Below are 14,319 nucleotides of genomic sequence, written 5' to 3'. Positions count from 1 at the left end.
CACCCACACCCCTGTCGTGGCCCACCGCGAAGTCACCGTCTTCCCGCCCCACAGCCGCTTCGACGACACCGGTGCCTTCACCGCCGACGAGATCGCCGAAGGCCTCCTGCGCGACTTCCTGGACGGCCTCATCGACCTCACCCAACAGCGCCGGCGGGCCGCCCCCGCTGCCTGAGCGGCACTCGCTGCCCCGCACCCGCTAGGGCAGCCGACCAGGAAAGGACGAACGCGGTGACCACGGCCAGCACACATGTCACCTTCACCGGCTCGCAGGGCGACCCGCTCGCGGCGCGCCTGGAACTCCCGGCGGACCGGCCCCGCGCGTACGCGGTGTTCGCGCACTGCTTCGCGTGCGGCAAGGACAGCCACGCCGCCAGCCGGATCTCCAAAGCGCTGACCTCGTACGGAATCGCGGTGCTCCGCTTCGACTTCACCGGGCTCGGACAGTCCGGCGGCGACTTCGCCGACACGACCTTCAGCTCCAACGTGGAGGACCTCGTGCGCGCCGCCGACCACCTGCGCGAACACCACCGAGCACCGACCGTCCTGATCGGCCACTCCCTCGGCGGTACAGCCGCGCTCGCCGCCGCCCACCGCGTTCCCGAGGTGCGGGCGGTGGCGACGATCGGCGCCCCCGCCGCCCCCGTTCATGTCACCCGCCTCTTCGGCGACTACCGCACCCAGCTCGCCGAGCGCGGCCAGGCCGAGGCCCGCCTGTCCGGACGTACGGTCCGCGTCAGCAGTGACTTCGTCGAGGACCTCGTCCGGCAGCCGCAGGAGCAGCGCGTCCGATCCCTCGACGCGGCCCTGCTCGTCATGCACTCCCCGTCCGACCAAGTCGTCGCCGTCGACAACGCACGGCACATCTTCGACACCGCCCGCCACCCCAAGTCCTACGTCGCCCTCCCGAACGCGGACCACCTGCTCACCGCCCGCGCGGACGCCGACTACGCCGCCGCGGTACTCGCCGCCTGGGCCAGCCGCTACACCGACATCCCCGCCGCCGCGCCCCGCACACCATCCCGCGACAACGCCTCACCCATCGGCACGAAAGGGCGTCACACGCCATGACCGCACCCCGGGCAGGCGCTGCCCCCACAGACCGGGCGGAACGCTCTCTGCCCGCGGAAGCCCTGCGTGGCACCTACCGGCCCATCACCGGGGCCGGCGAGCCGGTCCTGCACCGGCGCTGCGCCAACGTCACGGAGTTCGGCACCCCTGAGCTGGCCGGCCTCATCGACGACATGTTCTTCACGATGCACGCGGCCCGCGGCGTGGGACTGGCCGCGAATCAAGTAGGCGTCGACCTCCAGGTCTTCGTCTACGACTGCCCGGGCGACGACGGGCAGCGTCACATCGGACACCTCTGCAATCCCGTCGTCAAGACGGATCCGAGCGCGCACCCTACGAGCGCCAAGGAAGGCTGTCTCTCGGTCCCGGGCGCCACTCCTCACGATCTCGCCCGCCCCGGCCGGGTGCTCGTCCACGGCCAGGACAAGAACGGCGATGCCCTCACCGTCGAGGGCGAGGGCCTGTTCGCCACCTGCCTGCAACACGAGACCGACCACTTGGACGGCACCCTCTACATCGACCACCTCACCTCGGCCCAACGCGCCCACGCCCTCCAGGAGTCCATCGAGCGCCGCACGGCGATCCTGGCCGAACGCGAAGCGCGAGCGCGCTCCCTGCGCACCTGACGCACCTGCCGTCGCGGCGCGGCCGCCGACACGTGCGGAAAGGGCAAAGACCCCCTCCAGTCGACAGACCGTCCCGATTTGAAGAGGAATCATGGCCCACAACCTCAGCACCACCGCCGAACAGCACCTCGCACACCCGGACTCCGCGACTCCAGGCGACGATGGCCTGGTGGTCGTGGCCGAGAGCGGCGTCGGCCGCTACGGGCAGCGCGTCACCACCGGGCGCCACGTGCTGGTCGCCGACGAACCCGAGCCGGCCGGCGCCGACAGCGGCCCCGACCCCTACCGCCTCCTGCTCTCCGCCCTGGGGGCCTGCACGTCGATGACGGTACGCATGTACGCCGAGCGCAAAGGGTGGCCGCTGGACCATGTCACCGTCTCCCTGCGCCACGAGCGCGTCCCCGTCGCCGACCGCACCGCGGGCGGGCCCGGAGACCACATCACCCGGGAGATCAGGCTCGTCGGAGACCTCAGCCACGAACAGCGCCAGCGTCTCAGCGCCATAGCCGAAAAGTGCCCCGTCCACCGGACACTGACCTCCCCGACCCACATCACCACCATCCCTGCGCCAGAGCACCACCCCGACGGGCCTCACACCTGACCACACCGCGCAGTCACTTCTCCGCGCGAACCATCACGCCCTGGCGCAGGAGCCCTTCACCACAGCACCGCGTGCGTTGCTGCCCTGGCTCCCCGCGGTGACGGCCGTGCCGACCTTCACGTCGAAGGCACCGCCCGGCTCCGCCCGAGCCGCCGCTGCCTGCGACGTCGCCAGATCAAGCACACCATTGCCGAGCCCCGAGACCAGCGGGCCCACCGCAAGAGACGCGGCAGCAGGGGCGGACCGCCTGCCGGCTTCGACAAGACGAGCTGCGAACGCGGGAACGAAGTGGAGCGGACGATCAACGCGTTGAAGAACTTCCGGGTCGTGGCCACACGCTGCGACAAACGCGCCTACGTTTTCCACGGGACCATCGCCCTCGCCTCGATCCGGCTCTGGCTCCGTCCATGATCAGCCGGGCGGGCCCCAGGCCTGCCCGGCGGGGGAATGCCCTCACGTGTCGGCGCGGCGGAGCCTACGGTTTGTGGGTTACCCAGAGCAGTTCCGCCGGCCAGCGGTGTGCCCAGTCGGGTGGGTCGGTTTCGTTGTAGCCGTTGGGTGTTCCGGGTTCGGGCCGCGGCTCGATGAGGTCGTCGATGATGAGACCCGCGCCGCGCAGGACCTTGACCCAGTCGCCGTAGGTGAGCTGATAGCTGGTCGCGCCGTCGTCTTCGGCGATGGTGTTCAGCCCGAAGTAGTCCTGCTGCAGTGTCGTGGTCACGCGGCTGGCGGCTTCGTCGTAGCAGGCTTCGAACCAGGGGCTGGCGACGTTGAACACCAGGCGCCCGCCTGGGCCCAAGACGCGTGCGGCCTGCGGGACGGCCAGGTGCGGGGGCGCCCAGCTGAGCCCACCGAAGTCGCAGAAGACCAGGTCGAAGCTTTCGGCGGCGAAGGGGAGTTGTTCGGCGGCGCCTTGCACCAGCGGGTAGCGGGCCGCTCCCATCGCGCGTGCCGCTGCGGCGAGTTGGGCTTCGGACAGGTCGAGCCCGACCACCGTGGCGCCTTCGGCGGCGAGGGCCCTGGACCACTGGCCGGCGCCGCAGCCGAGTTCGAGGACGCGCTTGCCGGTGACGTCGCCCAGGGCGCGCAGGTGCGCGTCGGGGATGGAGTACATGCCCCACAGCCGGGGTGTGGCGCCGATGCGCGGGTCGTGCCTGTGCTGGTAGGCGCTGCTGATCTGGTTCCAGAGCCGCCGGTTGGCGGGGATGCTGTCCACGTGCCGACTCCAGCACTGCCTGCCGGGGGCGGTCAACACGATTAGGGCACTGGCGGCCCCCGCATCAGTGCCTACGGTTCCGTGCGATGCCGACCCCTTCGAGGCTGATGCTGACATCTTGATGACCACCCCTGAGGGCTGAAGTGGCCCTGAGCTTCGAAAACGCTCCGATGATTAGGTATGTGGCGGAACTTCATCGGGCGGACCCAGGAGGACAGCGAGCGGGCGCGGGCGGATTGGATGACGGGGTCGCGGTTCGGTGAGGTGAAGGGGTACGACGGGGCGCCGCTGGCTGCCGCCGAGCTGCCGCCGATGGCGTTGAAGCCGCGGGGGAGGGCGCGCTGAGCTGGGCGGACGTGCCGACGTCGGCTGGGATTCCAGTCTGGGGGGGGGATCTCCAGGAACGCCGGAGTGGCGATCACGCGGGCCATGTCGCGCGTCAGCCCGTGAACCCCGGCACCACCAGACCGGACTCGTACGCGATCACCACCGCGTGGGTGCGGTTCTGCGCGCCGAGCTTGGTCAGCACGTTCCCTACGTGCGTCTTCACCGTCTCCAGGCTCACCGAGAGCGACGCGGCGATCTCCGGGTTGGACAGGCCCGTGGCCATCGAGCGCAGCACCTCCTCCTCCCGCCCCGTCAGCGCCGCCTTCGGCAACGCCTCGGCGGAGCCCAGCGGGCGGGCCGCGACCATCCGGCGCAGTGCCGCGGGGAAGAGGATCGCCTCCCCCGCCGCCACCACCCGTACCGCCTCCGCGATCTGCCCGACCGGAAGCCGCTTGAGCACGAACCCGCTGGCTCCCGCGCTGAGCGCGGCGGTGACGTAGTCGTCGTTCTCGAAGGTGGTGATCACCACGACCTTCGGCGGTTGGCCCGCACCGGCCCCACCGCCCGCGCCTGCCGCATTGACCGGATCCGTCGGATCCGCCGACTCGGCGAGGAGTTGCCGGGTCGCCTCGATCCCGTTGCGACGCGGCATCCGCACGTCCATCAGGACCACGTCCGGCCGCAGCAGCCGCGCCTGCTCGACCGCCTCGACGCCGTCGGCGGCCTCACCGACCACCGTGATCCCCGGCCGTGCCGCGAGCAACGTGCGCAGACCGCTGCGGGTCACCTCGTCGTCGTCCGCGATCAGGAGGGTGACTGGGGCGGGGGCGGGGCGCGTGCCGGAGCCGCTCATTCCGGACGTGCTCATGCCGACAACCGTACGGGCAGCCGCACCGCCAGCCGCCAGTGCCCCGGCCCGTCCGGGCCCGCCTCGATCTCGCCGTGCAGCAGCCGCACGCGCTCGGCAAGGCCGGGCAGGCCGTGCCCGGACGTCGGGAAGGCGCCCGGGCCCGTGCCGGAACTCGTGCTCGCCCCTGTCCGGTTGACCACGCCGAGCTCCAGCGCGTCCGGCGCGGCCGCCACGCGCACCTGGATCGGACCACCGGCCCCGTGCCGCAGCGCGTTCGTCAGCCCCTCCTGCAGGATCCGGTACGCCGCCCTGGAGAGCGTCCCCTGCGCCTGGGCAGGCTCGCCCGAGATCTCCGGCTCCACCACCGCGCCCGCGTGCCGCAACCGGTCGAAGAGCTCGGGCAGGTCCGCCAGGGTCCGGGTGGGCGCCGTCTCCGCCTTCTGCTCGCGCAGCACGCCCAGGACGTAGTCCAGGTCCTCCAGCGCGGCCCGGGACGACTCCTCGATGCTGCGCAGCGCAGCCTGTGCGGCCACCGGGTCGGCGCAGAGCACTTCGCCCGCCACCGCGGCCTGGATCGTGGTCGCCGTCAACGTGTGGCCGATCGAGTCGTGCAGCTCGTGGGCGAGCCTGTTGCGTTCGGCCAGCGCCTGCTCGCGCTCCGCCGCCAGGGCGAGCCGCTCGGCCGACGACGGCCCGAGGAGCCTGGGCGCCAGCCACCGCAGCACTCTCGTCACCACCGCGCACACGACCGCCGCAAGCAGCAGGCAGCAGAGCGCCACCACCCAGCTCCAGACCCGGTCCACCCGCACCGACTGGCCGAAGAGGCTCAGCCCCGCCTCGGCGCCGAGCGGCAGGGTCAGGCCCGCGAGGAGCAGCAGTCCGCTCGTCAGCGCCCCCGTCCACCCCAGCGCCACGTGCAGCACCAGCCAGAGCGGCGTCCGCCAGCGGTCGGCGCCCGAGGACACCGCGGCCGCCGGGTCCGGCAACGACACCTTCAGCAGCCGGCGGGCGAAGGCGATCAACGCCCGCCGCGTGCTGCGGGCAAGACCGACCGAGCCGATCGCCGCCGCCCAGACCAGCAGGCCCGCCACCAGCAGCACGCCATAGGGAACGGATGGCAGCACCAGCGTCGGCAGCATCGCGAAAGGCAGCAACGGAAGGCTCGCCAAAGCGCCGCAATAGGCGAACAGCATGCCCGAATACGTGGAGCCGCTCAGCAGCGGCCGGATTCCCCTGATCATGATTCGGCCAGTATGACCGGGTCGCTCCACGACGGCCTCCCCCGATCGAGGGAGCCCCATTTCCCGCCTTACCGCGATGTGCGTACCGGGCTCCGGAAGTCAGGATCGGGGCCTGACCAGTTGACCGGAGGACGGCCGATGAACACGCAATCCAAGAGCACGCCAGGGATACAGACAGTGCCGACAGCACCGACAGTGGCGAATCACACAACGGACCCGTATTTCCCCGGCCCCCTGGGCTCCAGCCGTTCCGGACGGCCTCCGGCCGGCCGGAACGGCGCGGCCGGGCCCGCCGTGGTCCTCGGCATCGTCAGCCTGAGCACCTCGATCTTCTTCATCGGCGGTCTGCTCGGCGTGATCGGCCTGGTCGTGGGCATCGTCGCCCTGGCGAAGGCGGGACCGGCCGGCACCGGCCGCGGCAAGGCCATCACCGGCCTGGTGGCATCGGCCCTCGCGATCGTGGTGGCCGTCCTGGCCGCCGTCTTCATGGCCTGGTACGCCAACGAGACACAGGAGTGCTACCAGCCCGACAGCTTCCACCAGTACACGCAATGCGTCCGCCAGCAGCTCTCCGGTGAGTGACCGGCGACCAGGAACGAGGACGAGTACCACTGTGCGCAACGTGCGAAATGGGCGAGCAGTCGCCCTCCTGGCCATCGGCATCGCGGCGACCTTCGTCCCGGCGCTGACACCCCGGACGACCTTTCCCCCGACTTCTTCAGCATCAGCGACTTCTTCAGCTTTCTCGGCTTCCTCGGCCTCTTCGGCTTCCTCGGCTCGGGTCTCCGCGTCGAAGGACGCGCTGCGGAATTACACGCAGCAGAAGCCCCGTTGGCAGCGCTGCGACGCGAAAAGCCCCGCCGCCTTTCAGTGCGCGACCGTCCAAGTGCCCCTGGACTACAGCGATCCCGGCGGAACGCGGATCGGCATCGCGATATCCCGGCTGAGGGCAGACAGTGCGAAGGAGCGTCGCGGTGTTCTGCTGCTCAACCCGGGCGGCCCCGGAGGGCCGGGACTGAATCTGCCGGTCGGACCGGAGCTGAGCCTCGCCCCGGCGGTGAAAAGGCATTACGACCTCATCGGATTCGACCCGAGGGGGATCGGGCGGAGCTCTCCCGTCGGCTGCGGGCTGACGCGCGAGGAGCAGGACGCGGAGCCCGCGTACCGGGCCGGGACCTTCGCGAAGGACGTGCGGTGGGCACGCGCGGTGGCCGCCAAGTGCCGGGCCCGGGAGGGCGACAGGCTGCGGCACCTCACCACCCGCAACACCGCACGCGACATGGACGTCATCCGTGCCGTGCTGGCCGAGAAGAAGATCTCCTACCTCGGCTTCTCGTACGGCACCTACCTCGGTGCCGTCTACACGCAGATGTTCCCCCGGCGCGCCGACCGGTTCGTACTGGACAGCGCGGTGGCCCCGGCGCAGTACGGGCGTGGCATGTTCCGGAGCATGGCGCAGGCGACCGAGCCCGCCTTCACGCGGTGGAGCGCATGGACCGCCCGGCGACACACGACGTACCACCTGGGCCGCACCCCGGCCCAGGTCCGCGGGACCTTCTGGGACCTGGTCGCCCGGGCCGACCGCAGACCCATCGACGACAACGGCACCCCCCTCACCGGCGACGGCATCCGCGCCGGGCGCGCCAAGTTCTTCCGCGCCAAGGAGGCCGCCGAATGGATCGCCGGGCTGAAGCGGACGGCCGAGGGCGGGAAGCCGAACCCGTCAGGCACGCCCCGGCCGGCCCCGGCCCCCGCCCCGTCGGCGTCACGCCGCGACGTTCCCCCGGACAACGAGGCCGCGGGCGCCTGGACCGTCCTGTGCGCCGACACCCGCGCATCGTGGCCCCGCGATCCCGAGCAGTACCGCAGGGACGCCATCCGCGACAGGGCCCGGTATCCGCTGTACGGCGACTTCGCGTCCACCATCAAGCCGTGCGCCTTCTGGACGCCGGGCAGCGAGCCCGCGACCAGGGTGGACAACAGCAGCAGAGTGCTGATCGTGCAGAACGAGTGGGACTCCCAGACCCCCCTGGCCGACGCCCGGGCCATGCACCGGGCCCTGCGCGGCTCCCGTATGGTCACCGTCGCCGGGGGAGAGGGGCACATCGTCCACGGCACCAACTCCTGCGCGGACAGGAGCGCCACGGTCTACCTGACCACAGGCAGGCTCCCGGCCAAGGACCTGACCTGCCGAGCGTCTGCCGGGCAGTAGGCGGATCCAGCGTTCGGCCGCGGGCGGGATCGTCTTGTCCCGGCCGGCGACCAGCCTCCCCGAGGGGATCGTCCGCCACGCGGCGGCCCGCCGGGCGGAAACGCCCCCGGCGGGCCGCGGGCGCGCGACCGCTAGGACCGGCCGCCCGGGCCCTCGGCGGCCTGCGCGATGACGGCGGCCACGACGGCCGGGCAGGAGACGTGGACGGCGTGGCTGCCCGGGGTCTCGGCGACGATCGCGCCGGCCCGCTCGGACATGGCCCGCTGGGCGGGCGGCAGGATCATCCGGTCGTCGGTGGCCACCGGGTACCAGGACGGCTTGGACTGCCAGGCCGGTTCGGAAACCGCCCCACCGAGCGCGTCGACGCCCCACGGGAGCTGGGAGTCGGCCATGAACGCGGCCTGCTTTACGGGTACGTGGGCGGCGAACGACGCCGCCCCATCCAGTTGTCCAGGTGCACCCGCAGCCACGAGTCGGCCTCTTCCGCCGATGCCAGGACGGCGAGATCGGGATCGGGCCGGTTCGGCCGCCCGTAGCCGGGTTCGAGCCAGCGCCCGGCCGTCGTGGCCGTGCGCGGCAGCCACGACATCACCGCCCCAGTCACCGCCTCGGCTTCGTCCGGGGACTCCTCTTCCTTGAACCGGCCACGGCCGACGAAACGACGTCGAAGTCCCGGCCCGGCAGGGAGGCCAGGCGGCGGGCGAGTTCGTCGGGCCAACGGCGGTGCCCGTCCTGGCCGAAGGGCGGGTTCAGTCGCGGAGGAGTTCGGCGACGTGGGCGTAGGAGTCGTCCGCGTAGCCGGCCGCCATGCCCCGGCGGGCGATGTCATGGGCGGCGGAGATGACCGTGCTGTCGACGCCGCGACTGCGCGAGGCCTCAAGGACATGGGACATGATCGCCGTCGCCGAGCGGAGGTTGGAGCCCCCGGCAGGGTAGCCGCCGCTGTCGACCTGCTCGGCGAACGCGTCGATCACATCGGGCAGGAGACCAGCGACTCCCTTGGCGTAAGGGGCCAGTTCGGCGGCGGTGACGCCCTCGGACCCGGCGAGGGCGAAGGCGTGGACGACGCCGGTGAGTGCCGTCCAGAAGACGTCGAGCAGCGCGACGTCGTGCGCTCCCGCGCGGCCCGGGTCGGCGCCCAGGTACACGCAGGTGCCGCCGATGGCCTGGAGGGTGTGCTGGTGGCGTTCGTACAGGTCGGCCGGGCCGCTGTGGAGGACCAGGGTGGACGGGCCGCCGACGAGGTACGTCGGGACCATGATCGCGCCGTCGAGGTAGCCGATGCCGTGCGCGTTCGCCCACTCCGCGGTGGCGCGGGCGTCGTCGGGGGTACCGGCGGTGAGGTTGACCAGGGTGCGGCCCTTGAGCGCGGCGGCGTGCGGGGTGATGACGGCACGGACGGCGTCGTGGTCCAGCACGCAGATCACCACGAGGTCGCTCGCCGCGATCGCCTCGGCGGCGGTCGTGGTCTCGACGGCGCCGTTCTCCACCAGGGCGTCCGCCCGGCCAGGGGTACGGTTCCAGACGGTTGCGGGATGGCCCGCGGCCAGGAACGCGGAGGCCAGGGCCCGGCCCATCGGGCCCAGGCCGAGAACGGTGACGGGGGAAGCGGACATGGGGAACGCGGGCATGGGGAACTCCGAGGTCGTGACGGTGACCGATCCGCACACGTGCGGGATGGGTGTGGCCGTCGGGGTGTTCGAGGGCAAGTGGAAGTCGTTCGTCATGTGGGCGCTCTCCGAGCGTCCGCGCCGCTTCGGTGAGACCAGGCGGCTGGTCACCGGCATCAGCGAGAAGGTGCTGACGCAGCAGCTCCGCGAGCTCCAGGCCGACGGGATCGTGCACCGGGAGGACTACGACGAGGTGCCGCCCCGGGTCGAGTACTCACTGACCGAGCGGGGCCGTCACCTCTACGAACTGCTGGAACTGCTCTCAGCCTGGGGTAGGGACCACCTGGCCGCGAGGACAGGGGCGGAGTCGGACGACGGTCTTGGCGCGCTTCAACAAGACTTCCCGGTCACCGGTCCTTGATCAAGTACGTACCTTCAGGTACGTGCCGACCGGCCCCTCCCGGCTCGGCCTTCGCGGCCTGCCGCGGCACGCCGACGGCGAGTGGCAGATCGACGGGCCGCTCGCCGGGTGCGGGATCCGATGGGGCACCGAGAGCGTCCGGGTCGTGATCGCGCGCCGCCTCCCACGTCCCGGCCATGCGCGGCTACAGTTCCTTGCCCCCGACGGGCGGACGGCGCCTCCTGACCCAGAGCAGCAGGACCACCGAACACACGGCGGCGAACGCGCACCACGTCGAGACGTACTCCTGCCGCCACAGCACGACGGACACCGCGGCCCCGAGGGCGACCAGGACGCCGAACTGGACGAGGCCCCGGTCGCCGGACAGGAGCAGGGAGCCGATGGTGGCGAAGAGGTAGCCGACGACGATCAGCTCCGTCTGCGGCAGCCCCAGGGAGTAGCCGACGGTGTGCCCACGGATCTCGGCCGTCACGGTGCGGGTCGCCAGCGCGTGGGCGAGCGCCGCCGCCGTCGCGGCCCCCGCCGCCAGGGGGATGAGCAGACGGCGGCGGGCGCTCGGCTGCGCGGCGCACAGCACGGCCGCCGGTACCCACAGCGCAAGGAGCGGGAGCGCGATGACGGCCCAGGCGAGAGTGGCGGGCCCGGTGCCGCCGTCGTTGTGCCAGACGGCGGCCTCGATGATCTGGTGTGCCCCCAGGACGAGCGGCAGCGCGGCCAGCGGCAGGTCACGGGGCCGTCGGGCCGCCAGGGTCACCGAGGCGACCCCCACGACCGCGATGCCCGCGCCCGCCACGAGGTCGGCCGTCGCGCTCCAGCACATGGCAGCAACGCTACGGCCGACCTGGTGTCGGAGCACGCCGGGCTTCGCCGGGGCGGGCCCGCGCGCGCGAGCCGACTGCTTCACCGCCGCGTGCACCCACCGCACCCTCCTCCGCGGGATGGTGCCGATGGCGTCGGTGATCGGACGGGGGATCGAGGCGGGTGGCGGTCAGTCGGGTGGGGAGAGGGCGCAGGGTCGGCGCGCAGCGCCGCCGCCCGCAGCTCGGTCACCACGGCGATGGCGGTGCACTCGGCGGCGCGGGCCTCGATCGCGGTGCGGTCACCCAGGACCAGGAGTGTCTGGCTGCAGGCGAAAAGAGCCTTCACCCGGGCCGGACCGGGGGCGGTGTCGACGGCCAGCGCCCGGTCCAGGAAGTGCCGGCCCTCCTGGGGAAAGCCACAGCCGTACCAGAAGAACCACAGTGCCCCGGCCAGTTCCAGCGCTCCCTGGCCGTTCGGCTGAGCCAGGGAGAACTCCAGTGCGGCGCGCAGGTTGTCGTGCTCGGTGGGCATGCGGTCGTACCAGGCGAACTGGTCGGGCCCGATCCAGGTGGCGTCTCCTTCCTCGGCCAGGCGCAGGTAGTGTTCCCGGTGCCGGCGGCGCAGCGCGTCCTGCTCACCCAGAGCGTGCAGCCAGTGGGCGCCGTACTCCCGGATGGTGTCCAGCATCCGGTACCGCTCCCCGTCCCCGGTGGGCACCCAGGTCAGGATCGACTTTTCCACCAGGGCGGCCAGCAGAGCGGTGACCCGCTCGCCGGGCAGATGCTCGGCTTCTTAGTCCTCGTGCTCGGTGTGGCCGAGAACCGTACAGCGGTCGGCCAACCGGCGGTTGAGCTCGGCCAGCGGCCCTGACCGCCGCGGCCAAGACCCGATGACTCGGCGACCGACAACGAAGCGGCCATCGCTCACTTCGACCGATCCGCAGGTGTGGGCGGAAGGTGAGATGAAATCCGGCGATGTGCAAGAAGTGCGGTGTACGAAAGCGCAGTCAGCGCCTCGAAAGTGGCTCCGACTCAGGCCTGCCGTGCGCGAACTCAACGGGAACCGTTGAGGGAATATCTGCAAGAGAAGAGTGTGGTGGGCAGAAGTCCGGCGCGACGCGGCGGTCACGCCGGCAGATGACTATGGACACAGCCATCCCGTTGTGCGAAGCGGTATTTCGTGCCTTCCTCCATGGGTCCGTACGGTCGGATTCATGGAGTGGAATTTCTCGACAGCAGATCAAATCGCGACTGCCTTGCGTGCCGGTGAAGTGACTTCCGCGGAACTGACCGATGAGGCGATCGCCCGTATCGAGCGGGACGACGATGCGATCAACGCGATCTGTGTGCCGGACTTCGACCGTGCGCGGGCAGCCGCGCGCGGTGCCGACCGGGCGCGCTCTCGCGGTGAGGACCGGCCTCTGCTGGGCATTCCGGTAACGGTCAAGGAGTCGTACGACATCGCGGGGCTGCCCACGACCTGGGGTATGCCGCCGCACCGGAACTTCGTGCCCGCCGAGGACGCGGTGCAGGTGTCGCGGCTGAAGGCCGCGGGCGCGGTGGTGCTCGGGAAGACCAATGTGCCCTTGGGGCTGCAAGACATACAGACCTTCAATGAGATCTACGGCACCACCAACAACCCGTGGGACCACCGTCGTACGTCGGGCGGGTCCTCCGGCGGCTCGGCGGCGGCCCTGGCGTCCGGATTCGGCGCGCTGTCCATCGGCTCCGACATCGCCGGTTCGTTGCGCACCCCCGCGCATTTCTGCGGCATTTACGCGCACAAGCCCACACTCGGCCTCGTGGCGAGCCGCGGCATGGTCCCGCCGCCCGGGCCGGCCCTGCCGGTCGAGCACGACCTCGCGGTCGTCGGTCCGATGGCGCGCACCGCTCGCGACCTCACGCTCCTGCTCGACGTCATGGCCGGACCTGACCCGCTGACGCTCGGCGCGGCGTACCGCCTGACGCTGCCGCCCGCCCGCCACGAACGGCTCCGCGACTTCCGGGTCCTGGTCCTCGACGAGCATCCGCTCATTCCGACCGGGGCCGCCGTGCGGGAGGGTGTGGGCCGGGTGGCCGACGCGCTTGTCGACGGGGGCGCCCGCGTCGAACGGCACAGTCCGCTGCTGCCCGATCTGACCGAAGCCGCCATGCTCTACAGGCAGTTGCTGTTCTCGGGCTCCGTCGCACGTTTCCCTGTCGAAGCGTACGAGCAACTGCAGGCCCGCGCCGCCGCACTGAGCGCCGACGACCAGAGCCTCGACGCGGCGATGCTGCGCGGCATGGTGTGCAGCCACAGCGACTGGATCGAGGCGAACAGCCGTCGCGAGCTCCACCGCCACGGCTGGCGCCGATTCTTCGCCGAGTTCGACGCCGTGGTGTGTCCCATCACGCCCACTCCCGCGTTCCCGCACGACCACAACCCCGATCCGAGGGAACGCCGGATCGACATCGACGGCGTCGGGTACCCGTACTTCGACCAGCTCGTCTGGGCCGGTCTGGCCACTATGCCCGGTCTGCCCGCCACCGCCGTACCAACGGGCCGGTCCGCCGAGGGCCTGCCGGTGGGAGTGCAGCTCATCGGTCCGATGTTCGAGGATCGCACTCCACTGTGGCTGGCCGAACGGCTTGAGCGGAAGATCGGCGGCTTCCAGGCGCCGAAGTAGTGCGTACTGCTTGAGTGTCCGTCGAGGGCGAGGTGCGGATCACGGTGAGATCCCCCTCCGCACCCGATGCCGTTCAGCCCGGTCCTGCTGCGGGTGAAGACTCCGGTCCTCCTGGCCCCGGCAAGGTGAAGACCCTGCCGGGGTCCCGTCATGTCGCGGCACCACGGATCGCCGCACGATGATCCATCAGCCCATCAACGGAAGAGCGTGACATGACCGTCACCTGGCGCAGCGCGGTCGCCTACGCGCTGATCGTCACCATCGGATCCTGGACGACCGGCGCCGTAGTCGATCTTGCCTGGTCGGCGGCCGCGGACAGCCTCGACTCCTGGGTGTCGCTCTGGCCGGGGAACCCCCTGACCTACGTGTTCCTGGCCGTGACCACGCTCACTCTCACCCTGACGCGCCGCTTCACCGCTCCTATGCCGTGGTGGCGCGTCCCGCTCGTCGACGGTGGCGCCTACCTGCTTCGTTCTGCTGCTGTGGGGCGGCCTCTCCGCGTGGCGGGACGGAGCCACCGTGCCGGTCGACGACGCGTTCGTCACGGCGGGCTTCGCCCTGCTCACCCTCCAGCTGCCGTCCGCGCGGCTGCCTCTGGCGCGCCCGCCACCTCCGCGTCGTCCTCGACCAGGGCGACGGCGGTACGACGGCCACCCGAGCGACCGGACAGTGACTGCC

At 71.5% G+C, this 14,319-nt stretch carries 17 protein-coding genes and 2 pseudogenes; 10 read left to right on the top strand and 9 right to left on the bottom strand.

Annotation, left to right across the window (positions count from 1 at the left end; translation table 11 throughout):
- Window positions 1–16 precede the first annotated feature (16 nt).
- From ACZ6BG_RS31020 to ACZ6BG_RS31000, 5 genes and pseudogenes are all read left to right on the top strand, one after another.
- A complete protein-coding gene (locus ACZ6BG_RS31020) occupies window positions 17–175 on the top strand; it encodes a hypothetical protein (protein WP_469007545.1) in 159 nt (52 codons plus the stop codon).
- 56 nt (window positions 176–231) lie between these two features.
- The gene (locus ACZ6BG_RS31015) at window positions 232–1,071 is read left to right on the top strand and encodes an alpha/beta hydrolase family protein (RefSeq protein WP_469007544.1); all 840 of its coding nucleotides are present in this window, start codon (window positions 232–234) and stop codon (window positions 1,069–1,071) included.
- A complete protein-coding gene (def, locus tag ACZ6BG_RS31010; RefSeq protein ID WP_469007543.1) occupies window positions 1,068–1,697 on the top strand; it encodes a peptide deformylase in 630 nt (209 codons plus the stop codon). The genes ACZ6BG_RS31015 and def overlap by 4 nt, the downstream gene beginning before the upstream one ends.
- A gap of 91 nt (window positions 1,698–1,788) precedes the next feature.
- On the top strand, window positions 1,789–2,298 hold the full coding sequence (locus tag ACZ6BG_RS31005; protein ID WP_469007542.1) for an OsmC family protein: 510 nt from the start codon (window positions 1,789–1,791) through the stop codon (window positions 2,296–2,298).
- A 141-nt stretch (window positions 2,299–2,439) separates the two neighbouring features.
- Window positions 2,440–2,709, top strand: a pseudogene (locus ACZ6BG_RS31000) (IS5/IS1182 family transposase); the annotation flags it as partial.
- Window positions 2,710–2,773: 64 nt separating this feature from the next.
- On the opposite strand, the gene ACZ6BG_RS30995 reads toward ACZ6BG_RS31000, so the two are convergent.
- The gene (locus ACZ6BG_RS30995; protein ID WP_469007541.1) at window positions 2,774–3,514 is read right to left on the bottom strand and encodes a class I SAM-dependent methyltransferase; all 741 of its coding nucleotides are present in this window, start codon (window positions 3,512–3,514) and stop codon (window positions 2,774–2,776) included.
- Between the two features lie 180 nt (window positions 3,515–3,694).
- Between ACZ6BG_RS30995 and ACZ6BG_RS30990 the strand changes: the two are divergent.
- Window positions 3,695–3,859, top strand: a pseudogene (locus ACZ6BG_RS30990) (pirin family protein); the annotation flags it as partial.
- A gap of 94 nt (window positions 3,860–3,953) precedes the next feature.
- Here the strand turns inward: ACZ6BG_RS30990 and ACZ6BG_RS30985 are convergent.
- Both ACZ6BG_RS30985 and ACZ6BG_RS30980 read right to left on the bottom strand, forming a co-directional pair.
- The gene (locus ACZ6BG_RS30985) at window positions 3,954–4,709 is read right to left on the bottom strand and encodes a response regulator transcription factor (RefSeq protein ID WP_469007540.1); all 756 of its coding nucleotides are present in this window, start codon (window positions 4,707–4,709) and stop codon (window positions 3,954–3,956) included.
- Window positions 4,706–5,932 carry a sensor histidine kinase gene (locus ACZ6BG_RS30980; RefSeq protein ID WP_469007539.1) on the bottom strand — a complete coding sequence of 409 codons (1,227 nt, stop codon included), beginning with the start codon at window positions 5,930–5,932 and terminating at the stop codon, window positions 4,706–4,708. Before ACZ6BG_RS30980 ends, ACZ6BG_RS30985 begins: the two co-directional genes overlap by 4 nt.
- Window positions 5,933–6,127: 195 nt before the next feature.
- On the opposite strand from ACZ6BG_RS30980, the gene ACZ6BG_RS30975 reads away from it, so the two are divergent.
- Window positions 6,128–6,514 (top strand): DUF4190 domain-containing protein, encoded by a 387-nt coding sequence (locus ACZ6BG_RS30975; RefSeq protein WP_469007538.1) that lies wholly within the window; start codon window positions 6,128–6,130, stop codon window positions 6,512–6,514.
- A 40-nt stretch (window positions 6,515–6,554) separates the two neighbouring features.
- The gene (locus ACZ6BG_RS30970) at window positions 6,555–8,144 is read left to right on the top strand and encodes an alpha/beta hydrolase (RefSeq protein ID WP_469007537.1); all 1,590 of its coding nucleotides are present in this window, start codon (window positions 6,555–6,557) and stop codon (window positions 8,142–8,144) included.
- Between the two features lie 131 nt (window positions 8,145–8,275).
- Here the strand turns inward: ACZ6BG_RS30970 and ACZ6BG_RS30965 are convergent, their stop codons facing one another.
- From ACZ6BG_RS30965 to ACZ6BG_RS30955, 3 genes are all read right to left on the bottom strand, one after another.
- Window positions 8,276–8,536, bottom strand: a complete 261-nt coding sequence (locus tag ACZ6BG_RS30965) for a hypothetical protein (RefSeq protein WP_469007536.1) — start codon at window positions 8,534–8,536, stop codon at window positions 8,276–8,278.
- Window positions 8,537–8,550: 14 nt separating this feature from the next.
- The gene (locus ACZ6BG_RS30960; protein WP_469007535.1) at window positions 8,551–8,748 is read right to left on the bottom strand and encodes a hypothetical protein; all 198 of its coding nucleotides are present in this window, start codon (window positions 8,746–8,748) and stop codon (window positions 8,551–8,553) included.
- 145 nt (window positions 8,749–8,893) lie between these two features.
- On the bottom strand, window positions 8,894–9,775 hold the full coding sequence (locus ACZ6BG_RS30955) for an NAD(P)-dependent oxidoreductase (RefSeq protein ID WP_469007534.1): 882 nt from the start codon (window positions 9,773–9,775) through the stop codon (window positions 8,894–8,896).
- Here ACZ6BG_RS30955 and ACZ6BG_RS30950 point away from each other — a divergent pair.
- The gene (locus ACZ6BG_RS30950; protein ID WP_469007533.1) at window positions 9,774–10,175 is read left to right on the top strand and encodes a winged helix-turn-helix transcriptional regulator; all 402 of its coding nucleotides are present in this window, start codon (window positions 9,774–9,776) and stop codon (window positions 10,173–10,175) included. The genes ACZ6BG_RS30955 and ACZ6BG_RS30950 overlap by 2 nt on opposite strands.
- On the opposite strand, the gene ACZ6BG_RS30945 is transcribed toward ACZ6BG_RS30950, so the two are convergent.
- The 3 genes from ACZ6BG_RS30945 to ACZ6BG_RS30935 form a co-directional block, all read right to left on the bottom strand.
- Window positions 10,162–10,353: a hypothetical protein gene (locus ACZ6BG_RS30945; RefSeq protein ID WP_469007532.1), complete on the bottom strand. Its 192-nt coding sequence runs from the start codon at window positions 10,351–10,353 to the stop codon at window positions 10,162–10,164. The two genes, ACZ6BG_RS30950 and ACZ6BG_RS30945, sit on opposite strands and share 14 nt — an antisense overlap.
- A 6-nt stretch (window positions 10,354–10,359) precedes the next feature.
- Window positions 10,360–10,995 (bottom strand): DUF6629 family protein, encoded by a 636-nt coding sequence (locus ACZ6BG_RS30940; protein ID WP_469007531.1) that lies wholly within the window; start codon window positions 10,993–10,995, stop codon window positions 10,360–10,362.
- A gap of 80 nt (window positions 10,996–11,075) precedes the next feature.
- A complete protein-coding gene (locus ACZ6BG_RS30935) occupies window positions 11,076–11,717 on the bottom strand; it encodes a hypothetical protein (RefSeq protein ID WP_469007530.1) in 642 nt (213 codons plus the stop codon).
- Between the two features lie 472 nt (window positions 11,718–12,189).
- Between ACZ6BG_RS30935 and ACZ6BG_RS30930 the strand changes: the two genes are divergently transcribed.
- Entirely contained in the window at window positions 12,190–13,641 is a 1,452-nt protein-coding gene (locus ACZ6BG_RS30930) for an amidase (RefSeq protein ID WP_469007691.1), read from the top strand.
- Window positions 13,642–14,319 lie beyond the last annotated feature (678 nt).

It is taken from the genome of Streptomyces sp. NPDC041205 (genome assembly GCF_055591765.1).
Note: the sequence above shows the minus strand (reverse complement) of the source record. Positions and strands in the feature narration are given on the sequence as shown.